The 22,098-nt window shown below is 40.9% G+C and carries 22 protein-coding genes and 1 tRNA gene; 18 read left to right on the top strand and 5 right to left on the bottom strand.

Annotated features, from left to right (window positions below; translation table 11 throughout):
- The first annotated feature begins 34 nt into the window (after positions 1 to 34).
- The 6 genes from IPM95_02295 to IPM95_02270 all read left to right on the top strand — a co-directional run bounded on the left by IPM95_02295 (position 35) and on the right by IPM95_02270 (position 5,401).
- Positions 35 to 301, top strand: a complete 267-nt coding sequence (locus IPM95_02295; protein ID MBK9328146.1) for a hypothetical protein — start codon at positions 35 to 37, stop codon at positions 299 to 301.
- Between the two features lie 152 nt (positions 302 to 453).
- A complete protein-coding gene (locus tag IPM95_02290; GenBank protein MBK9328145.1) occupies positions 454 to 897 on the top strand; it encodes a hypothetical protein in 444 nt (147 codons plus the stop codon).
- Positions 898 to 926: 29 nt separating this feature from the next.
- The gene (locus IPM95_02285; GenBank protein ID MBK9328144.1) at positions 927 to 2,999 is read left to right on the top strand and encodes a T9SS type A sorting domain-containing protein; all 2,073 of its coding nucleotides are present in this window, start codon (positions 927 to 929) and stop codon (positions 2,997 to 2,999) included.
- A complete protein-coding gene (gene mnmD, locus IPM95_02280; protein ID MBK9328143.1) occupies positions 2,999 to 3,676 on the top strand; it encodes a tRNA (5-methylaminomethyl-2-thiouridine)(34)-methyltransferase MnmD in 678 nt (225 codons plus the stop codon). The genes IPM95_02285 and mnmD overlap by 1 nt, the downstream gene beginning before the upstream one ends.
- Positions 3,673 to 4,722 (top strand): FAD-binding oxidoreductase, encoded by a 1,050-nt coding sequence (locus IPM95_02275; GenBank protein ID MBK9328142.1) that lies wholly within the window; start codon positions 3,673 to 3,675, stop codon positions 4,720 to 4,722. Before mnmD ends, IPM95_02275 begins: the two co-directional genes overlap by 4 nt.
- A gap of 118 nt (positions 4,723 to 4,840) precedes the next feature.
- Complete coding sequence (locus IPM95_02270) at positions 4,841 to 5,401, top strand: hypothetical protein (protein MBK9328141.1); 561 nt, start codon at positions 4,841 to 4,843, stop codon at positions 5,399 to 5,401.
- A 2-nt stretch (positions 5,402 to 5,403) separates the two neighbouring features.
- Here the strand turns inward: IPM95_02270 and IPM95_02265 are convergent, their stop codons facing one another.
- Positions 5,404 to 7,227, bottom strand: a complete 1,824-nt coding sequence (locus IPM95_02265) for an ATP-binding cassette domain-containing protein (protein MBK9328140.1) — start codon at positions 7,225 to 7,227, stop codon at positions 5,404 to 5,406.
- A 120-nt stretch (positions 7,228 to 7,347) separates the two neighbouring features.
- Complete coding sequence (locus IPM95_02260; protein ID MBK9328139.1) at positions 7,348 to 7,920, bottom strand: sterol desaturase family protein; 573 nt, start codon at positions 7,918 to 7,920, stop codon at positions 7,348 to 7,350.
- A 103-nt stretch (positions 7,921 to 8,023) separates the two neighbouring features.
- Here IPM95_02260 and IPM95_02255 point away from each other — a divergent pair, with 103 nt between their 5' ends.
- On the top strand, positions 8,024 to 9,187 hold the full coding sequence (locus tag IPM95_02255; GenBank protein ID MBK9328138.1) for an N-acetyltransferase: 1,164 nt from the start codon (positions 8,024 to 8,026) through the stop codon (positions 9,185 to 9,187).
- Here the strand turns inward: IPM95_02255 and IPM95_02250 are convergent.
- A complete protein-coding gene (locus IPM95_02250) occupies positions 9,180 to 9,821 on the bottom strand; it encodes a rhomboid family intramembrane serine protease (protein ID MBK9328137.1) in 642 nt (213 codons plus the stop codon). The two genes, IPM95_02255 and IPM95_02250, sit on opposite strands and share 8 nt — an antisense overlap.
- A 131-nt stretch (positions 9,822 to 9,952) precedes the next feature.
- Between IPM95_02250 and IPM95_02245 the strand changes: the two genes are divergently transcribed.
- From IPM95_02245 to IPM95_02230, 4 genes are all read left to right on the top strand, one after another.
- Positions 9,953 to 11,071, top strand: coding sequence for a Re/Si-specific NAD(P)(+) transhydrogenase subunit alpha (locus IPM95_02245; protein ID MBK9328136.1), 1,119 nt, complete (start codon positions 9,953 to 9,955; stop codon positions 11,069 to 11,071).
- Positions 11,072 to 11,104: 33 nt separating this feature from the next.
- Entirely contained in the window at positions 11,105 to 11,407 is a 303-nt protein-coding gene (locus IPM95_02240) for an NAD(P) transhydrogenase subunit alpha (GenBank protein ID MBK9328135.1), read from the top strand.
- Positions 11,408 to 11,552: 145 nt separating this feature from the next.
- The gene (locus IPM95_02235; GenBank protein MBK9328134.1) at positions 11,553 to 12,944 is read left to right on the top strand and encodes an NAD(P)(+) transhydrogenase (Re/Si-specific) subunit beta; all 1,392 of its coding nucleotides are present in this window, start codon (positions 11,553 to 11,555) and stop codon (positions 12,942 to 12,944) included.
- A gap of 64 nt (positions 12,945 to 13,008) precedes the next feature.
- Positions 13,009 to 13,082: transfer RNA gene (locus tag IPM95_02230), tRNA-Ala, on the top strand.
- A gap of 40 nt (positions 13,083 to 13,122) precedes the next feature.
- Here the strand turns inward: IPM95_02230 and IPM95_02225 are convergent.
- Positions 13,123 to 13,308, bottom strand: coding sequence for a hypothetical protein (locus IPM95_02225; protein ID MBK9328133.1), 186 nt, complete (start codon positions 13,306 to 13,308; stop codon positions 13,123 to 13,125).
- Positions 13,309 to 13,366: 58 nt separating this feature from the next.
- Here IPM95_02225 and IPM95_02220 point away from each other — a divergent pair, with 58 nt between their 5' ends.
- Positions 13,367 to 14,479: an FAD-binding oxidoreductase gene (locus IPM95_02220; GenBank protein ID MBK9328132.1), complete on the top strand. Its 1,113-nt coding sequence runs from the start codon at positions 13,367 to 13,369 to the stop codon at positions 14,477 to 14,479.
- Here IPM95_02220 and kdsB read toward each other — a convergent pair.
- Entirely contained in the window at positions 14,457 to 15,209 is a 753-nt protein-coding gene (gene kdsB / locus IPM95_02215) for a 3-deoxy-manno-octulosonate cytidylyltransferase (GenBank protein MBK9328131.1), read from the bottom strand. The two genes, IPM95_02220 and kdsB, sit on opposite strands and share 23 nt — an antisense overlap.
- A gap of 144 nt (positions 15,210 to 15,353) precedes the next feature.
- On the opposite strand from kdsB, the gene IPM95_02210 reads away from it, so the two are divergent.
- The 6 genes from IPM95_02210 to IPM95_02185 all read left to right on the top strand — a co-directional run bounded on the left by IPM95_02210 (position 15,354) and on the right by IPM95_02185 (position 22,079).
- Positions 15,354 to 16,355, top strand: a complete 1,002-nt coding sequence (locus IPM95_02210; protein ID MBK9328130.1) for a LysM peptidoglycan-binding domain-containing protein — start codon at positions 15,354 to 15,356, stop codon at positions 16,353 to 16,355.
- 90 nt (positions 16,356 to 16,445) lie between these two features.
- Positions 16,446 to 17,693: a glutamyl-tRNA reductase gene (hemA, locus tag IPM95_02205; GenBank protein ID MBK9328129.1), complete on the top strand. Its 1,248-nt coding sequence runs from the start codon at positions 16,446 to 16,448 to the stop codon at positions 17,691 to 17,693.
- A 37-nt stretch (positions 17,694 to 17,730) separates the two neighbouring features.
- Positions 17,731 to 19,314: a hydroxymethylbilane synthase gene (hemC, locus tag IPM95_02200; GenBank protein ID MBK9328128.1), complete on the top strand. Its 1,584-nt coding sequence runs from the start codon at positions 17,731 to 17,733 to the stop codon at positions 19,312 to 19,314.
- A 97-nt stretch (positions 19,315 to 19,411) separates the two neighbouring features.
- Positions 19,412 to 21,706 carry a PKD domain-containing protein gene (locus tag IPM95_02195; GenBank protein MBK9328127.1) on the top strand — a complete coding sequence of 765 codons (2,295 nt, stop codon included), beginning with the start codon at positions 19,412 to 19,414 and terminating at the stop codon, positions 21,704 to 21,706.
- Complete coding sequence (locus IPM95_02190) at positions 21,703 to 21,876, top strand: hypothetical protein (protein MBK9328126.1); 174 nt, start codon at positions 21,703 to 21,705, stop codon at positions 21,874 to 21,876. The genes IPM95_02195 and IPM95_02190 overlap by 4 nt, the downstream gene beginning before the upstream one ends.
- Positions 21,873 to 22,079, top strand: a complete 207-nt coding sequence (locus IPM95_02185) for a hypothetical protein (GenBank protein MBK9328125.1) — start codon at positions 21,873 to 21,875, stop codon at positions 22,077 to 22,079. Before IPM95_02190 ends, IPM95_02185 begins: the two co-directional genes overlap by 4 nt.
- The last annotated feature ends 19 nt before the right edge of the window (positions 22,080 to 22,098 follow it).

The raw sequence follows: 22,098 nt of genomic DNA, 5'->3' as shown, positions 1-22,098 counted from the left end.
ACAAACCAATTTGCTGACGTATACGATAAATAATTTGACAAACGGGAAATTGTACTTGTATTCCATTTCCACCATTAAAAATGGATTTGAAGGCAATCATAGTCTAGGAAAACCATTTACGCCGATTCCAAATGTTTGCAGTACCTTAAACGATGTAGGTGTATTTGCCATGTATAAACCGGGGATTGGAAGAAAATTCACCTCTTCAGCGTTGTCAACCACTCAAAAACTATCTTTCATTATAAAAAATTATGGAACTGCTACACAGAATTCCATGACAGTTTATTACATAGATAAATAATGGTACTGTGCGGAATGCCGTTCTTACAAATGCATTAACAGCAGGTGATACCTCCATAATTTAGTTTAATGTAAGTGAGGATCTGAGTGCAATAGGAATTTATTCCATTAAGGCATGGACCAGTCTTGCAGGAGGATAATAACACGTTCAAAATGATACGCTTGATTTACTCTTTGAGACATATACCTAATCCTCCGCTGAATCTTCCTTTTTTTGAATCTTTTGAAACAAGCAATACGACATTGTCCTATACTGCTTATGGAATAAACGGATTGGAATATGCGGATTATACACCCGAAGTTGGCGGAAGGTTTCGTTCGGATGAAGGGAATTTATTTGCAAAAGCCGGCAACAGGGCTGTATCGTTGGATAATTACATTGGTGTGGCACCTTCCAAAAGAAACGAATTGATTTTTTTAATTACTATCTATCCAATTATATTGATTCCATTATTTTTCTGGATTTCAATTACACGAGCCGTAATGAGTCAGATGCCAATGACTCAGTCTATGTTAGAGGTGATGATACCAAGCCTTGGGTATTTTTATATGATTTGTACGCAAACAGAGAAAATCCATCAGTATATAAGCAGGTAAAAGAATTAAATTTATATCAAAAATTAAAATTGGAGCACAATCAGAGATTTTCGGCTTCCACCCAATTGAAAATTGTACAATCTGCCATAAAATCCGGCACTACACCTTTTACGGACGGAGGTTATTCTTTTGATGATTTTAATTTGTATGTTGCCGGAAAGGATGTCGCTATGATTGACCTGTCTGTCCGAAAGATAAATTGTACAAAGAATCTTACAGGACAACCAATTACGGTCAGGATAAAGAACAACTCCGGACAGGTAATAAACAATCTTCCCGTTTTTTATAAGGTAGGCAATAATCCGACGGTCAGTGAAGTCATTGCAGGACCCATCAATTCCAATGATACGGCAACCTATGTATTTAATACGTTGTTTAGTTACAGTACACCTGGATCGTATTCTTTGAAAGTATGGACATCGAATCCCGGCGACAGGTATAAACAAAATGATTCCATTAATTTTGCTAAAATTTTCGTGATGCCTACTATTCATGAGTTTCCTTATTACAATGATTTTGAGTCCAATAACGGAAATCTGTTCTCTGATGGTATAAACAACTCATGGGTATGGGCTTCTCCTGTCAAATTTAACATGAGTAATGCCGCGCAGGATAATAAGGCATGGACAACCGGTATTAATAAAGGATATAACTTTAATGAAAACTCATACCTCTACCTGGGCTGTCTGGATTTTACAGGCTTTACATCTGACCCGTTGATTTCCTTCCATTTTATATCGGTGATGCAGGCGGAATCTGATTCTGCTTATGTGGAATATTCCACGGATGGTAATACCTGGAATCGCCTGGGTTGTTACAATTGTGGCTTGAACTGGTACAACGGAACGCATAACAAACCTTATTGGGATAATATTATTTTTCCGTGGCAAACGGCAAATACAACTGTTCCATTAAATTTACTGAATGACAGCAGCAGCTTTATATACAGGATTCATTTACTGTCTGATAATTTTTCGGTCACTGAAGGGTTGGGAATTGATGATATTCACATAGTTAGTGATTATCAGGATATCGCATCAAAAGATTCTGCCTATGTTTCACAGGTTTCGACAGGGAACGGCTGGATTTCCTTCTTCAGGAATGGTAAATTAGTGGCGGATCTGTATGATGATGGTAAAGTGCTCGGAAATATAGCTTTGGGCTATGAAGCCAGCAGTACCAAACATAAGGACTTTAACAATAAAAACATTCTGCCGCGCAACTGGGTGATTAAACCGCAAAATCAGGTGGCGGGGAATTATAAGCTTCGCCTGTATGTTTTGAATGATGAATACACCGGTTTTGCTTTAGCGGAAGATTCCATCAATCGTATGGGAGATATAGGTTTGTTGAGATACGTCGGCCTCAATACCAATTTGGATGTTGTGGACAATCATGTCAGGGCTTATTATAAATATTATACCCCGGACGATATTCAGTTTTACCCATATCTGGGGGGGGATTATGTGGAGCTAAATACAGACACGCTGGGGGAGTTTTACCTGATAAGCACCAAAGAAGATGCAGATGCCATCAAGAATATCAACCTGATTGATTTTGCAGCACAAAAGATTAATGACGATGTATACCTTGAATGGAAAACATCCAAAGAAATCAACAGCAAAGATTTTGTAGTGCAGTATTCTTTTGACGGGATTACATTCATCGATATTGATACCGTTCCGGCAGGCGTCATTTCAAGTAATACTACATTGTATAACTTCCTCCATGAATTGAATGCAACGGTTGGCGTATTTTATTACAGAATAAAAATGATCGAATACAACAATACCGTAAATTATAGCCTGATAGACTCTGTATATTTCTCTGCCAATGTCGGGGTTTTACAGAATACCTCTTATGTAAAAGCTTATATTTCCGGAGAGGATATTGTGGTGGACTTTAAAAATAAAGTTCAGCTGCATTCTGTAGTAAACATCTTCAATGTTTCCGGCCAGCTGCAGTTTTCTGCCAAAATGCTTTTGGCCAACGGCCCCAATCCGCTGGGGATAAAAGATTTCGCAAAATGGAGCAGCGGGCCTTATTTTCTGCAGATACAGACAGGGGAACTTAATTATTACTCGAAATTGCTGAAACAGTAATGAAACCAGAACTGGTTATTACAAAAGACGGAAGCGCTTCGCTGTACAGTATTGAATTCGATGAGCATTACCACTCCATTCACGGCGCCTTGCAGGAGTCGCAGCATGTGTTCATCCAGGCCGGATTACTGCATAAAATGAAAGCGGATATTTCTAAATCCATATCCATATTGGAAATAGGATTCGGTACCGGATTAAACGCTTTGTTGACTGCCATAGAAGCTCAAGATTACCAACTTCGAATAAGCTATACCGCTATTGAAAGATATCCCTTAGAGCTTGCATTGTACGCTCAGCTGAATTACGGGACGATACTTCAGAATAGTACCGGTGAATTGCTTTTTAAAACTATTTATACATCTGATTGGGAAATGGAAATGGAGTTATCCCCTGGTTTTGCACTCAGGAAATGTAAAATGAATATAGAAGACATAGATTTTTCGAATCAGTTCGATTTAATTTATTTTGATGCATTTGCACCTTCGGCTCAACCTGAATTATGGACAAAGTCTGTATTCGACAGTATGTATGCGGCGTTGAAACCAGGCGGAATATTAGTGACATATTGCGCAAAAGGAGAGGTGAAACGAACAATGAAAAGCGCCGGATTCAAAGTAGAGCCACTTCCGGGGCCTGTTGGTAAACGTGAAATGACCAGAGCAATCAAAATTATATGACACCATCTAAAGTCGATTATATCATAATAGGGCAGGGGATTGCAGGCAGTATGGTGGCCTATTTTCTGTTGCGTCAGAAAAAAAATATTTTAGTCATTGATGAACTCAACCTCCATTCTTCCTCTAATATAGCGGCGGGGGTAATTAATCCCATTACGGGAAGAAGGATGGTGAAATCATGGATGATAGATGATTTGCTGCCATTTGCGAAATCAACTTACAGGGAACTAGAAAAGGAGTTAAATGCCCGTTTTTTCTTCGAAATGGAAATTATTAAGTTTTTTTCCTCACCGGATGATATCAGGATATGGGAATCGAAACAGTCAAATCCTGAATATACTGGCTATATGGGTACTATTACTGAAATTAATGACGAAACCCTTCATGCACCCTTTCAGGCTGGAATCATTCACCAGGCATGCTGGATGGATGTCCCTCTGTTTGTAAAATCATTCCGGAATATGCTGAAAAAAAACCACCTGCTTCTGGAAGAAAATTTTGACCAGAATCTGCTGAAAACAGATAATTTAATCAGCTATAAGGAAATTGTGGCAGAGAATATCATCTTTTGTGAAGGATATAAAGCATCACTCAATCCCTGGTTTGATTTTATCCCGTTTACAGTAGCCAAAGGGGAACATCTGATTATCCGGTCAGATAAACTGAATCAAAAAGAAATTTTAAACAAGAACGTATTTATAATACCAAAAGGAAACGATATCTATAATGTTGGGTCTACATTTAGCTGGGACGATCTTTCTGATAAGGTAACGGAAACAGGCAGAACCGAGCTGATCGGTAAATTAAACAGGATGATTAAATGTGAATATACGATTATCGATGAAAAGGCGGCTGTTCGTCCCACCATCAGGGATAGAAGACCAGTTATTGGAAGGCACCCGATTTTCAATAATGTGTATATTTTTAATGGGTTAGGGACGAAAGGGGTATCACTGTCACCTTATTTTGCGAATCATTTTGTGCAGTATTTGGCGGGTAATGTTCATATTTTACCTGAAATTTCTGTCAATCGCTTTGCAGTTTGAATATCAATCCATTATTTTTGCTGGATTTAAATAAGTATAAATTTTAAATTACCTTTAAGGGATGAAATTGAAGAGTTCACTTCTCAAAGCTATACCTCTGTTACTCCTTTTGCTTTTCATGGTATTGTATAAATACCGTTATCAGCTAAAGTTATCCAAACATCCGATAGAAGTGGAAGAAGCAATTGATTCCACTTATCTCAAGAAAATCGTAAATAAGGAATTTGTTGCATTTGGAAATGTAATGGGACGAGATTTTAAAGGAATTGATGCCACCAGGTACCCGATAGATCATGCTATGGACAGCGGTATGAATATGATTAATAACGATCAGTTTTACATCATAAAATTATATGATCCGGAAAAAATGATTGAGGTGTATATCGCTATCCGTGATCTGGTACTGCTGACAAAAGTACCCTTTTCCTATTCGTTTGTAAATGGCACTAAAGTTCTGGTGACAGCATTTATTAAGAAGAAAGACGGTGTCAATGCGATGTACGGCGGCACCATACACAACAACAGGGGTAAATTGAAATTATCGGGTTACAATAAGACAACCAATACCGTAATTGGCGAGCTGGATGCGGAGCTGGATGCCGTCATTGAGAATGGTACCTGCGATATCATAGGGCTGAAAATCAGCAATGCGATTTTAATGCACAACAAAATTGAGTAATGTCAGTTTAACTGATATTGCAGTTTTAACAAATTACTGTACAAGCCTTCTTCCATCCTGCTAAGCTGCTGGTGATTGCCTTCCTCCACTATCATACCGTGATTTAAAACAAGAATCTTATCTACATTTCTTATCGTAGATAACCGGTGAGCAATTATGATGGTGGTACGTCCTTCCATTAAACTATCCAGTGCGCCCTGTACCAGCTTTTCGGATTCTGCATCCAGAGCACTGGTCGCTTCATCTAACAGCAAGATGGCCGGATCTTTTAATATTGCTCTGGCAATGGCAATTCGCTGCCGTTGTCCGCCGGATAACTTCACCCCGCGTTCGCCCACAATGGTTTCCAGTCCATCCGGGAATTTGGAAATAAATTCCCATGCATTTGCTTTTTTAGCGGCATATATCAGCTCTTCTTCCGTAGCATCTAATTTGCCGTATAACAGGTTCTCGCGGATGGTGCCGCCAAACAACAACACTTCCTGCGGAACCAGTGCGATATTGGCACGGAGTTGCTGTACGTCGAAGTTATAGATGTTTTGACCGTCTATGAGTATTTCTCCGTTGTTGGTATGATAAAATCGCAACAGCAATTGGAGTATGGTCGATTTTCCTGCGCCGGATGCTCCAACCAGTGCAATCTTTTCACCTTTATTTATTTCAAAGGAAATGTTGTTCAATACCTCCATGTCCGGTCTGGAAGGATACTGGAAATGGACATTCTTAAAAGTCACCACCCCGTTTACTTTCTTTGAATTTATTTCGGCTGAAGTCGTTTCCTGCTCTATGGATAAGATACTGATCAGCCTGTCGGATGCCCCTAGGGAGGAAATGATCTTTCCCAGCAATTCACCCATACCCGCCAGGGATGCGGCGATGAATATGGTGAATGTAATAAATTGCAGTAACTCCCCAACAGTCATCAGTTTCTCCTCTACCTGTCCGCTGGCTTTATATAAAATCAAGACCAGCACACCGAACATACCCATTATCAGGAAGGAGATGAATGCAGCCCGGTAGGTTGCCGACCGCAAGGCCAGATCTTTTACATGGCTGATCTTGTTCGCATATCGGTTGCTTTCGAAAAATTCATTAACGTAGGCTTTAACGATGTTAATGTTGTGAAAGGTTTCTTCCACTACAACATTGGATTCTGCCAGTGCTTTTTGAGTATTGTATGCGATATTTCGGATCATTCTGCCGAAGACAGCAGCAGATATTATCAGTATGGGTAAAGTATATAATATAAAAAAGGTAAGATTTTTAGATAATATGAAGATAAAGGCGACTCCCCCTACAAAGGTGATGATCTGTCTGAAGAATTCAGCCAGGTTGATGGAAAGCGCTTCCTGTATGGTGATGATGTCTGTTGAAATTCTGCTGATTAATTCACCCACCCTGTTTTTTTCAAAAAAATCAATAGGCAGACAGATAATCTTGTCATATAATTTCCTTCGGATATCAAAGATTACCCGCTCATTGACCTGCGCAAAGATATACACCCTGAAGAAGGACAAAAAGCTTTGCAGGATAAGCACTATAAAAAGCAGCCTTATAAGGTCATATCGGGTATAACAGTTAATCAAAAAGGTGCCATCCTTTTTTTGGAGTATATGCATGGGAATGCCCTGGGCGATATCGGCAAGTTTCGGCAGAAAATACGGAAAGGCTAAAACGGTGACACTGGAGAAGCTCAAAAGGATCAACCCGCTGAAAAACAAATACTTGTGTGGTTTTATAAATTCAAAAAGACGTAAGCTGTTTTTTATCCGCTCTTTGGTGATTTTCTTATCGGTATCTTTAAATGGATCTACAACCACACTCATGGTATTTTTATTGACAAAAATACAATGTTAGACTCTTAACAGTCGTATAATTATGAAAATTTACAATTATTTATTTAGCTGCATCCGTATTTAGAAGAAAGGGTAATAAACAGAACGAAATCAGTTCAGCTGAGCCTTTTCAGATGGTTTCTTCTGATAAATCCTGTATTCCGTTCCTTTTGCAGCGGCTTTTCGCAATCTTCGTTCAATATCGATTTTTTCCCGTTCGCTGCCTTTATACACAAAACGGGTGCCCATCACATAATCCCATAGCGGAAACGTGACACACCAGTTCTTATCCTGATCCGGTGCCATATGATGGTCATAATGCCAGGGGAGGTATTTATAACCCCATTCGGGGTCCAGGTGCGATCTTTTATGTACCCGGTAGTAATTATACTGGGACAGCCACATGGCAATCGTAAATCCGGGTGCAATCGGCAATAAAGGAGCTACCGCTGCGGCAGCCACACTTAAAGATAGCACTTCGTGTGTTTGTCCGTTAAACTCTTTAAAGATAGATTGCTTGTAGTCGGAGTCTTCATAGTTTTCTTCCAAAACCTTGCGGTGATGGGTATGCCAGTGATAACTCCACATACTTTTTTTGTTTTTTCCTCTTTTGTGCAGCCAGTATTTATGAATATACCATTCACTGGCATTGGCTGTTATCAGGCCTGTTATAAATCCGAGCATACTTTAAATTTACTACTAAAAATAGGAATATTTCCTGAAATGTTATTACTAAGTTCCTGTATTACAACAAATATTTAAATCCATTGTTACCTTTGTTTGGGATATGCAGTCAGGCTTACATTCTTTAGATTCGGATTTTTCATTTCAGATGTATGCCGCTTTGTCGGGTATAGACCAGGATTTATGGGATTCCATAGATTTAAATAAACCCTTCTTTCAAAGCCATGCCTTTTTGAGTGCCATTGAAAATATTCATCCGGAAATCCAATTCAGATACGTACTGGTCTATAAAGAGGGGCAGGTCATTGCGGCGCTTTACACCCAACTTCTTGATTTCTCCTTTAAAAACCTGGTAAATTATTCGGAGAAGACATCAAACTTTCTAAAGGTTACATTCAGGGACTACATGGCTGAAAAGAAAACAAAGCTGCTCAATCTGGGGAATGTTTTTTTTACAGGCGACAAAGGGATTATTTGTAAATCGGAAGGATTGCTGCTGCCGTACATACCTCAGATTTTTCATAAAATATATCAATCCTTTAAAAAAAACAAACCCAGCGCCTTCCTGATTGCGAATATCTATTTGGAAGATGAAAAAAAATGCCTGAGTTTTTACAACAATGCATTCCACCCGTTTGTAACGGATCCCGATATATTTATGAGCATCGATTCAGCCTGGAAAGATTTTGACGGATATATGGATGCATTGTCCTCCAAATACCGCGTCAGGGCAAAAAAAGTGCTGACAGTCTCGTCCGGAATTACATCCAAAAACTTTTCATCCGAAGAGCTGCGTTTTCATAAAACGGATCTCTTGAAATTGTATAATAATGTGGTGAATCATGTCGCGTTCAACATGGCCGTTTTAAATATAGATTTTTTTGAGGAGATGAAATCGGTTTATCGGGAAAGGTGCAGTATCCTCGGTTATTTTAAGGATAATGAACTTGTCAGTTTTGTCTGTCTGTTTAATGTGGATGTAGATACGATGCATGTTCATTATATCGGGTTGGATTACGGTTTGAACAGTGAGTTCAAGATCTATAACCGTATGTTACTGGATTTTGTAAGAATTGCCATTGAAAATAAAAAAAAATATATCCATTTTGGCAGAACGGCAACGGAAATAAAAACAACGATAGGCGCAGTTCCCAAACCCTTGCATGCATATATAAAAATGAATAACGGGCTTGTGAATGCATCGTTGCCTTATTTCCTGAAGCGTATCAGGCCACCGGAATATACTGCGAGAAATCCATTTAAGTAAAATCGTTTTTGTGTCGCTCCTGTTCTTTCAGGTAATCTTCAAACGTCTTTCTGTCTTCGTCCGTTTCCTCTTCATGCATTTTTAAAAATGCGTCTTGAAATTCGTTTCTAAAGAGGAAGGCTAAAAGCAATCCAACTATCCCGCCGAATAAATGGGATTCCCAGGATATTCCCCTTTCGAGCGGGAATATACCCCACACCATTCCACCATAAAATATGGCGATTCCGCTCGAAACGGCAATGGATTTTATGTCCATCCTGAAAAAACCGCTGAACAACAGGAATGAAGCTAATCCGTATACGATTCCGCTGGCACCTATATGGTAGGAGTCCCTGGCAAACAACCAGACCATTAATCCCGTTAAGATGTAGTTTAATACCCAAACCCAAATGGCTATCCGTTCGTAGGTAAAGAATAATAAGATACCCAGCACCAATAAGGGTATTGAGTTGGACAACAAATGCCCCCAGCTTCCGTGAATGACGGGTGAGGTGAAAATTCCGAATAATGTCGTTGAGTCTCTTGGATAAATTCCCAGATACCCAAAATCCAAGCGAAAGGTGAATTGGAAAATATTCACCACCCAAATGGTGAAAATGAAGGAAACTGGTATGGATAATTGCTTTTTCATCATTTTAGAACACGATTCCGGTTTTTATGATTCCAATGCACGCATTTTAATTTTAAGATAACCTGAATTTTTATTAACATTCTGAAATATAACGCCTAACATCCGTATTTTAGCGCACAAAATTTTTTATATCAATGATAATTGCCGTTCCAAAAGAAACCAAATTTAAAGAAAATCGAGTGGCATTAGTGCCGGCGGTCGTAAAAGATTTAGTTGCAAAAGGTTTTTCTGTAAATGTTGAAGCAGGAGCCGGGCTGAATTCATTCTTTAATGATGAAGATTATAAAAATGCCGGAGCTGCTGTTGTCACTGAAAAAAACGCCGTTTATGCTGCAGCCGATGTTGTTCTGAAAGTAAATGCGCCGCAGGCAGATGAAATTGCGCAGATGAAAAATGGAGCGGTGCTGATTTCATTCATGTGGGCCGCCACCAACCCTGATTTGGTAGCAAGCTGTGAAAAAGCAGGTATTTCCGCATTTTCTATGGATGCGGTTCCCCGTATTTCGCGTGCACAGAAAATGGATGCATTATCCTCACAGGCTAACTTAGCCGGTTATAAAGCGGTATTGATGTGCGCCAATCAAATTGGAAAGATATTGCCGATGATGACCACTGCGGCAGGTACCATCAAGCCATCTAAAGTGGTGATATTTGGTGCCGGTGTGGCCGGATTACAGGCTATCGCAACCGCTAAGCGATTGGGAGGAATTGTCGAAGTGTCGGATATTCGTCCAGAAACAAAAGAACAGGTGCAATCCTTAGGCGGTAAATTTATTGAAGTGAAAGGTGATGACACCATTAAAATGGAAGGCGGTTATGTTAAAGGCGTGTCCGAAGAATTTTTGAAAAAACAACAGGAGTTGGTCGGCAAGCATGTGGCGGAAGCGGATATCGTTATCACCACCGCCTTAATTCCGGGCAGAAAGGCGCCGTTACTGGTAACCGAAGAGATGGTGAAATCCATGAAATTCGGTTCCGTGATTCTAGATATGGCAGTAGAACAGGGTGGAAATGTGGTTGGCAGTAAATTAAATGAAACGATAATTGTTAATGGTGTAACCATCATCGGCGAAGGAAATATTCCGTCTTTACTGCCGATGAATGCCAGTGACCTGTACGCAAAAAATATTCAAACCCTGTTATATCACCTGGCGACCAATGACGGATTCAAATGGGAGATGGAAGAAGACATTACCAAAGGAAGCCTGATCGTTCACAATGGTGTTAAGGTGCATCCATCCGTAATTCAATGATTATTCAGCTAATTAATACATAAAACAAAACCTATGGAAATAGTAGATTTTTTTGTTCAGAACCGTGAAATGATTTATTTCATCATTCTGGCGATTTTTGTTGGTGTGGAAGTTATCGGCGGTGTTCCAACCGTTTTACATACTCCGTTGATGTCCGGTGCGAATGCCATACATGGCGTGGTTATCGTGGGTGCCATCATCGTGATGCTGGACACGGATCCGGATAACATCTTCGGCCTGATCTTGGGTTTTTTAGCGGTTATTTTAGGAACACTGAATGTCGTAGGCGGTTTTGTAGTGACGGACAGAATGCTGGAAATGTTTAAAAAGAAATAAAACGATTAGAAGATGTGCTAACTTGAAAAGCTGAAAGGGACACATCTGCTAAGTATAAAAATATAAAATCAGAAAACAGATTTAAGGCTAGAAATTAATAATTTTCAAATTCCCTGATCTTCAAATTTTCAAATCAATAGAATATATGAAAGGACTTTTAGAAATATGCTACCTCATCGGTTCGGTCACCTTTATACTAGGACTGAAAATGATGGGTAATGCAAAAACTGCCCGTAAAGGAAATCTGATCGGGGCTTTCGGTATGACCATAGCCATTTTGGGTACTATCTTTTTATTCGAAAGTGACCACACCTCCAGAAACACGCTGAAACTGGTTTTAATCTTCGGTGCTATCACCATCGGTTCTGCCATCGGCTGGCTCACCGCCAAACGGGTAGAGATGACCAAAATGCCGGAACTCGTTTCCATGTTTAACGGCATGGGCGGTGCCTGCGCCGCATTGATCGGGCTAACGGAGTTTGAACACAACCTCGGCAACCCTGCTGCGTTAAGTTTCATAGTGGCAGGTATGGTGATAGGTACCGTATCCTTTTCAGGTTCTATCATTGCCTATTTGAAATTGGCAGGTAAAATGAACAAACCGTTTCGCCTGCCGCAATACAATGTCCTGAACAATGTAATTCTGTTGCTATTACTGGCATTTTCTGTAGCCGTCGTATTGCTGCACCAGTCATTGCCGGTCAGCATCATTTGGGTATTATTTGTGGTGGCCGCCATCTATGGCATTTTATTTACCGTCCCTATTGGCGGTGCCGATATGCCGGTGGTCATTTCCCTGTTAAACTCGTTCACGGGTCTGGCTGCGGCTTTCGGTGGGTTCCTGTATGACAACAAACCGATGCTGACGGGTGGTATTCTGGTGGGTTCCGCCGGTACCTTATTGACGCTTGCGATGTGCAAGGCGATGAACCGACCGTTGAGCAATGTCATATTCGGGGCATTTGGCGGTGGCAGCGGTGCGGCTGCAGGAGCGGAGACGACCGGAACCATCAAAGATATTCAGGTGACCGATTTAGCGGTATTATTGAATTATTCCAAAAAGGTCGTTATCGTTCCGGGATACGGATTGGCGGTTGCCCAGGCACAGCACATCATTCATGAGTTGGAGAAGATACTGGAAGAAAGGGGTGTTGAGGTGAAATATGCGATTCATCCCGTAGCGGGACGTATGCCCGGTCACATGAACGTGTTGCTGGCTGAATCGAATGTGGAGTATGATAAATTGGTGGAGATGGAAGATATCAATCCGGAGTTCGAACAAACGGACGTGGTGCTTATAGTAGGTGCAAATGACGTGGTGAACCCGGCTGCAAAAACGGATCCTTCATCCCCCATCTATGGCATGCCGATTCTGGAAGTGGACAAGGCAAAACATGTGGTCGTTAACAAACGTTCCATGAATGCAGGTTATGCCGGAATCGATAATTTACTGTTTTATGATCCAAAATGTTCCATGTTCTTCGGCGATGCAAAAAAAGCATTGACGGAACTGGTGGCGGAAATAAAACAATTATAATCGCATAATAAATGCGGATAGATTAACCGGGATTTTCTATATTTGCATTCGTTCATTTTTTATTGGGGAATTAGCTCATTTGGCTAGAGCGCTTCGCTGGCAGTGAAGAGGCGATCGGTTCGAATCCGATATTCTCCACTTTATATTTTTTCCGATGATTTCTTGTATGGCTATGGATTTAAAGGCAACTTGCGGAACCTTCACAGTCTGCATCATCACAGTCAGTAAATCCATCACTATCGTCATCAATTCCGTTAGTGCACAATTGTTCTTTTCCTTTTTTACCACAACTGGTTGTAGTTAACGATAAGGAACTGATACAGAAGAGCAGTACTATTAATTTTAAGGTCAGTAATTTTTTCATAATTTTTAGTTTTGTCTCTTAAATTTATATATTTTTTCACCTTCCCGCAATTTTTTTTATGCTTTCATTTTGGGAGATAAATATGTATAAATCAGCTGACTTTGCCGTTGTGGGTGCAGGCATCATGGGCTGCAGCGTGGCTTTTGAATTGCGTCAGAAGTTTCCACATGCCAAAATTATCGTATTGGAGCGCGGGACATTTCCAAATGGCGCATCGACAAAAAATGCCGGTTTTTTGTGTTTCGGTTCACCTACCGAGATTTTATATGACATGAATCTGATGGGCGAACAGCAGGCTGTTGAACTGGTAGAACAGCGGTATGAAGGATGTCAACTACTTCATGAACGACTCGGAAATGATAAGATGGATGTTACTGCTTTTGGCGGGTATGAACTTTTACTGAAGGAACTTCGTCCCACACTTTCAAAGGAAGAGATTCAGCATCTCAATGAAAAATTGAGACCTGTTTTTAAGTTTCCCGTTTTTTCTGACGTGTCTGATGAAATAAGGATGTACGGGTTTTCCGAGAATGTATCCCAGCTGTTATACTGTGCTACGGAGATGCAGATTGATTCAGGAAAGACAATGCTGAATTATTGGAAATTACTCATCGAAAATAATATTCAGATTCTTTCCGGTGCAAATGTCCAGCATATCAGCGAAAATAAGATTGAGGTATATTCAGAAACGAACGGTTCGTTTCGTATTACCGCAGACAAAATCATGCTCTGTACAAATGCATTTATAAAAGAACTGTTTCCGGATGAAGCGGTGCTGCCGGGCAGGGGACAGGTTATCATTACCAGTGAAATCGATGGACTGACTCTGAAAGGAAGTTTTCATTTTGATGAAGGCTTTTATTATTTCAGGAATGTGGGCAACAGGGTGTTGTTTGGTGGCGGCAGGAATTTAGACTTTGAAAACGAACAGACAACGGATTTTACCGTCAATGAAATGATTGTTCAGGAACTGGAAATGAAACTCAGGAACATGATTTTACCCGGTACTCCATTTGAAATCGAACATACGTGGCAGGGAATTATGGGGTTCTCACCCGATAAGCGGCCGGTAGTCAAAAAGCTGAGTGATTACACACAGTATATCATGTCGTGCAATGGCATGGGAGTGGCCTTATCGCCGCTGATAGCTAAGCAGGCTGTGAATGCCTAATGATTTGCGATACTTCCACTGCATCTTCGGGCGTGTCAACACTCCTGCTTTCAAAGGGTGTTATACCTGTCTTGATAGTATACCCGTTGTCCAGCCATCGGTATTGTTCGAGATGAAATGTTTGTTCATGCTCCGTTGGTGATAGGGTTACTATTTTTTGAAGTGTCATTGCTTTAAAGCCGTAAATGCCAATATGTTTATAGAAGAACCCATCTGCTTTTATCCTGTTCAGGAGATTTTCTTCTTCAATGATTCTATAAAATGCAACAGCAACGGCATGGTCATCCGGAAAGGCCTTTACTATATGCCCGTTTTCCAATAAAGTGAGGTCAGTCTCTCTTTTTACCAATGTTGCCAACTCGATTTCACTATTTGAAAAGAGGGAAGCCAGTTCGTCTATCTGTTCGGGATGGATGAGGGGTTCATCTCCCTGGATATTGATAATGACATCAAAATTTTCGTCAGTTTTGTAATTTTCCAGCACTTCGGCACATCTGGATGTACCATTCAGGTGATATCCTGAGGTCAGGATAACATTTCCGCCAAATTTTTCTACTGCATCAAAAATTCGTTTATCATCAGTGGCTACAACAACATCGCTCAGGCTCTTGGCTTTCCGGCATCGGTCATAAACGCGTTCTATCATAGGTTTTCCGGCGATATCGGCTAAAGGTTTCCCCGGAAATCGGGAGGATGCATAGCGTGCAGGGATAATTCCTAAAATCTTCAAAATGGTACATAATTTGTACGTCAAAAGTAACGTTATATTGACTAAACCTGACATCCGGCTATAAAATAGGTGTAAACCATTGTTGAAAAGTTTGAAAGGTTTCAATTGTTTAAAGCGTCATTTTTGTCCCTAATTTCATTCTTTATGAGCAGATTCATACTTTTTATCATCATTTCCTGGTTTACAATACTTTCCGTTATGGGCCAGAATGCCGGTAAAACGACCGTTAAAAGCTCTAACTACCAAATGCATGTTGTGAAGTTTGGTGAAACATTGACTAAGATTGCTCAAAAATACGATGTTCCCAAAGTGGAAATTCTTAAGAATAACCCTTCTTTGACAGAGAACAGCATCAATCCAGATCAGATCATCCGGATTCCGAAGGAAGTTAAAAATAAGGACATAACTGTTACAAAATCAACTATTAGTAAAGAAGATGACAAACCATTGACAGATGTAAAGACTGCCGTTAAGAATGTTAAATACCATATAGTTGAAAAGGGCCAGACTCTGTTTTCCATTGCAAAAACATATAATATTACGGTTTCAGACATTGTGAAATGGAATAATCTCCCGGATCTCAATGTGAAGATCGGTACATCGCTGATGGTCAATCAGTCGTCAGCCGCTACAGTTCCTGTCAAAACCACAACTGAACCTGCAACTGTCGTCAATACAAAGCCGGAAATTGATTTAAAGCCGGTATTAAAACAGTCAGATATCCCATCAGCTGCTAAAGGTGAAATGCAAAAGGAAGCTATGGAAAATCCGCTTCCGGCAACTGATGAAGGAACGCCGGATATTCAGGCATCCTTCAACGAAACCCAAAAAGAGCTGAGTAAAACGTACAAGCTAAAGGCAGGTGCGCTGGCAGTTCAGCTTCAAAAAGGTACCGGTGCCCCCATGACAACCACCTTGGGAGCCATGGAAACTACCTATTTTGCCATGCATAAAACCTTATCTATCGGAACCGTCATCAAAATAAAAAACCTGACCAACAGTAAGATTGTCTATGCAAAAGTGATTGGAAAACTGCCGGAAACAGATGAAAATAAACATGTGATGCTCCGATATTCAATGGGCGTAAAGAAAGATTTACAACTGCAAAATGGCAAATGCTACCTGCAAATAGAATATCCCAATTAGTTATATTATTGTTAGATAATCAAACATGATTTAAATCATTTTTTTATTAACCATTATATTGCCATATTTGTAAAAGGAAAATAAAAGCAAGTGCAACGTTACAAAGTAGTAACTATTACTCATAAAACAGCCAAAGTCAACAGGCTCAAAGATTATCTGCTGACAGATGAAGATACTTCAGGCTTTCCTTCTAATCGGTTGAAAGAGTTAAAAGAAAATTTTGCTATAGACGAATTGTTGTATCTCAATACCTGCAACCGCGTTACTTTTCTCTTTACGAACGATAAGAAAATTGATACGAAATTTCTGAAAGATTTATTTCTGTTTATCAATCCGCATTTCAATAAGGAATTGCTGAATCTTCATCTGACGAAAGCGCTTGTTTTCGAAGGGGAGGACGCTATCCGGCATTTTATGGGTGTGGCGGCATCTTTGGACTCATTGGTTATCGGCGAACGTGAAATATTGGGGCAAATCAAGAATGCCTACATGAATAGTAAAAAGAACAGTTTGTGCGGTGATGAAATCCGGCTGGCTTACCAGCAGGCAATCGTATTCGCTAAAAAAATTCATTGTGATACCAGAATCGGTGAAAAACCGGTTTCAGTTGTGTCATTGGCATTTAGAAGTTTATTTGACAGGAATTTTTTTAAATATTCCAGGATGCTGATTATTGGCGCCGGACAAACCAATAACCTGATGGCCAATCTATTGGTGAAAAACGGCATCGAAAATGTAATCGTTTATAATCGAACACTGAGCAAGGCGGAAGAGCTGGCTTCCCGATTCAAGAACGGACATGCCTTTCCTCTGGAAAAACTGGTGCAGCATGATGAAGATGCTGACATCATTCTGACGTGTACCGGCGCTAATTTCCCGGTTTTGACAAAAGATATCTTTGATAAGATAATTCCAGCGAACAGGAAAGTGACCATTTTGGACTTGGCCGTTCCGCAGGATGTGGAAGAGGAAATCATAGGAATGAAGAATGTCGATTATATCGATGTGGGTTCCCTGGAGAAAAAAGCGAAAGAGAATATGCAGTTCAGAAAGGGGGAGTTGTACAAGGCGGAAGCGATGCTCGAAGAATTTATCATCACCTTCAGGGAGTTGCACAAAGAAAGAAGGCTGGAACTGGCATTGGCGGATATTCCGAATGAAGTTAAGACAATTAAGGACAGAGCCCTGAATCTCGCATTCAAAAAAGATATAGATAGACTGGATGCGGACTCAAAGGAAATATTGCAAAAAGTAATGGCATATATGGAGGAAAAATACATCGCCCTGCCTTTTAAAGCCTCTAAAAAATCGTTGCTGAATAAAAAATTCAGACCTTAAATAATATGTTTGTATAATTGCAGCTGCAAACTGTTTTATGAAAGGTAAATCATCACCACTTATTATCGGAACACGCGGCAGTGAGCTGGCACTGTGGCAGGCCAATTTTACCAAAACCGTTTTAGAATCAAACGGGTATCTGGTGGAGTTAAAGATAATAAAAACAAAAGGAGATGCCACACAGCAATGGAATCTGGGCTTTGATAAAATCGAAGGCAAAGGTTTCTTTACCAAAGAACTGGAAGATGCCTTATTGGCCGGTGAGATTGATTTAGCCGTACATTCCTGCAAGGATTTACCAACCGAGTTTCCCGAAGGCTTAACCATAGCTGCCTACTCAAAGAGAGCCAATCCTTTTGATATTCTGCTGATTTGTAAAGATTCGAAAGACGAAACAAAGATTTTAAAATTAAAATCACTGGCAAAAATAGGCACGTCATCTGCAAGGCGTAAGGCCCAGTTGCTTGCATTGCGGCCTGATATCGAAGTAATGGATTTGAGGGGTAATGTGCCTACGCGTGTAAATAAACTGAAAGAGAATGAATACGACGCCATTGTCCTGGCATCAGCGGGACTGGAGCGATTGAACATAGACCTGGAAGAATTTGAAAAGGTCTGTTTAAAGGCACCTATGTTTATCCCCGCACCCGCACAAGGTGTACTGGCCTTTCAAATCAGGGAGATGGATGCGGATATGCAACAGGTATGTATGCTCTTAAATGATGAGGAAAGTGCTTTGCTTACAAATATTGAACGCAGGTTGCTGCATGATTTTGAAGGCGGCTGCCAGATGCCTTTAGGTGTGTTTGCGGAAAGGAATAATAATGTGCTGGATGTCTGGGTTTCACAGGCAGCCTCCTGGAACAGCATTCCGAAACGTTTGCATAAGGTTATCCCGGCGGATGGTCAAAACTATTCGGCGGCTATAGTTTCCGGATTGAAAAATAACAAAACGAAATCTGTCTTTATTTCTTCCGAATTGAAAGAAAATGATTACCTGAAACGTGTTCTGGAAGCACATCAGTATCCAGTGGATAATAGATCTTTCATAGAATTTACGCCCATCGGATTCGATTTTCCGACAGACGCAGACTGGATTTTTTTCAGCAGTAAAAATGGAGTGAAATTTTTCTTTGAAAAAGTGAATAGCGATAAGCTGAAAAATATAAAACTGGCAGCAATTAATCAGGGTACCGCACAAGTGGTTTTTGAATTGGGATATGCAGTCGATTTTATTGGTTCCGGCAGCGATCTGTCTCAGATAGCAAAGGATTTTGACGAGATTGCTTATGGCAAAATTATATTTCCGCAGGCTAAAAGATCCATGCAAAGCATTCAGAAAAATCTGACAAAGAATACTGATATTGAGACGTTGGTGATTTATGAAAATCAACCTGTAGGCATAACGGAAGCACGGGATGAAGCTATATTGGTTTTTACCAGCCCCATGAGCGCTCAGGCTTACTTTTCTCATTTTGAAAAAAAAGCTGATCAGATCGTCATTTCCATTGGAAATACCACTTCTAAAAGGTTAGCAGAATTGAATGTGGATGGCATTATTACCGCCTTTGAACCTACCCCATGGGCAATAATAGATGAAATTTTTGCACTAACCGAATAATTAATTCCACAATCTTTACTTTTTAGCTTCAATTACTGGTATAGTTTTGATTTTTTAGTAAATTAGTATATCACATTTTATATGAAAAAAAATTACCATGCTTCTGCCCCTGCTGATAGGGGTTCTTACTATTTTAGCACAACCTGCCAATGATGCCTGCCCGAATGCCTTCTTAATCAGTAATGTCAGTAACTACTGCTCCGGTACAGCCGCCGGTACAACGGTGGGTGCAACAGATGATGTTTCGACAACTGGCGGTTATGGAGCTGCTACCTGTTGGGGTGGCGGTGCCGTTACAGATGTCTGGTATAAGTTCGTTGCTATTGCTTCTGATATTACCATCATCATAAACGGAAATCAGGGCAGCCCGGTTGGAGGCACCCTGGTAAGGCCGCAGGTAACATTATACAACGGTACCTGTGGAGGCACTTTAAATGAATTGGTATGCGGATCAGCGCCCGCCGGGCAAAATATTATTCAGATTTACAAAGCAGGATTAACCGTTGGTGTAACTTATTTTATACGGGTGGATGGTATAAATGCCAATACGGGTACTTTCCAGTATTGTGTGAACAATTATAATCCGGTACCTTCTCCTACGAGTGACTGCAATTCGGCAGTAGTATTGTGTGATAAAAGTGCATTTGCTGTTCCTGCCGTCAGCGGTGCTGGCGCCAATGCTGCAGAAATGAATAGTGCGGCTTGTATGGGATACGATCCTATTATTAATCCGTTTAATGTGGAAACCAACTCTGCCTGGTATGTATTTACCTTTAAGACATCCGGTACGTTTACATTTGTACTGAATCCATCCAACCCGGATGATGATTTGGATTTTGTGGTGTATAAATTACCAAACGGAATTGGTAACTGTAGTGGCAAAACCGTACAACGATGTGAGGCTTCTCAATGTCCACCGAACTGGACAACCGGGTTGAATACAACCGCTACGGATGTTTCTGAAGACGGAGGCTGTACTGCCGGTCAGGATAATTTTTTAAAACAGCTGACAGTGGTTGCGGGTGAAACGTATGCATTGGGAATTAATAATTTCACCTCTACGGGGAACGGATTCAATATCTCCTTTGGAGGCACAGCAGAAATACAAGGCCCCACTGCGATATTTAATGATAGTGATGGAAATGACTCCATTTGTATAAATGAACCAATTACCTTTTCGGATGCTTCCACTCCGCCGCCGGCAGGAACGCTTGTTCAATGGACCTGGAACTTTGGTGCTGGCGCCAGTCCTGCAACTTTTTCAGGTCAAAACCCTCCTCCTGTTACATATACCACAAACGGAACCAAAACCATTTCCCTTACCGTTAAAAGCAATCAGGGATGTCTTATTACATCTACGAGAGCTATCGTTGTTGCAATACAGCCTCCAACTGTCAGTATTGGTGTATCACAAAATAATATTTGTCCGGCTACTTCCGTAACCTTCACTGCAACTCCCACTAATGGTGGTGCTACACCTGCCTATCAATGGTATGTAAATAATAATCCTGTCGGTGGCAACAGCAATACGTTTACAACTTCTACGCTCAATAATAATGATCAGGTTAAAGTTCAGTTGACAAGCAGTTCTACTTGTGCGGTTCCGAGTACAGCCCAGAGTAATATCATTGCTATGATAGTTACGACACCATCGCCGGTGGATGTATCGATTACTGGCAATTCACCCATTTGTACTGCTCAGTCGTTAACGCTTACTGCAAATCCAACCAATGGAGGAGCCACACCTGCTTACCAATGGTATTTGAATGGGAATCCGGTTGGTTTCAATAACAATACGTATTCCAGTACCACTTTTGTATCCGGGGATGTTGTGACAGTTAAACTCACCAGCAGTTTAACATGTGTCTCAAATAATCCTATGACCAGTAATCCTGTTGCCATTACCATAAAGCCAAATCCAACGGTTACGGTGAATAGCCCGAGTATCTGTGATGGTCAGACAGCTGCACTAACTGCAAATGGCGCCACAACCTATAGCTGGACAGGTGGATTGAGTGGTAACTCACCTGTAACACCTGCATTGAACACTACTGCCACTTATACCGTCACGGGTACAACGAACGGATGTACAGGAACCGCTGTAGCTACTGTAACCGTAAAACCCAACCCAACGGTAACGGTGAACAGTCCATCCATTTGCAGCGGCCAAACAGCTACATTAACTGCCAATGGTGCCACAACTTACAGCTGGACGGGCGGTTTGAGCGGCAATCCTGTAACTACACCTGCATTGAGTACCACCACTACTTATACCGTCACCGGCACAACGAATGGATGTACAGGAACCGCTGCAGCAGCTGTAACCGTAAAACCAAATCCTACGGTAACAGTGAATAGCCCATCCATTTGCGTGGCCAAACAGCTACATTGACAGCCAATGGTGCCACAACTTATAGCTGGACAGGTGGATTGAGCGGTAACCCCGCTACGACAACTGCATTGAATTCTACAACCACTTATACGGTTACTGGTACTACGAATGGATGTACCGGAACTGCTGTTGCTACTGTTACCATAAATCGAATCCAACGGTTACGGTGAATAGCCCGAGTATCTGTGATGGTCAGACAGCTGCTCTAACTGCAAATGGCGCCACAACCTATAGCTGGACGGGAGGATTGAGTGGTAACTCACCTGTAACACCTGCATTGAACACTACTGCCACTTATACCGTCACGGGTACTACGAACGGATGTACAGGAACCGCTGTAGCTACTGTAACCGTAAAACCCAACCAACGGTAACGGTGAACAGTCCATCCAT

This window comes from Sphingobacteriales bacterium (assembly GCA_016719635.1).
GTDB lineage: Bacteria > Bacteroidota > Bacteroidia > Chitinophagales > JADIYW01 > JADJSS01.
Note: the sequence above shows the minus strand (reverse complement) of the source record. Positions and strands in the feature narration are given on the sequence as shown.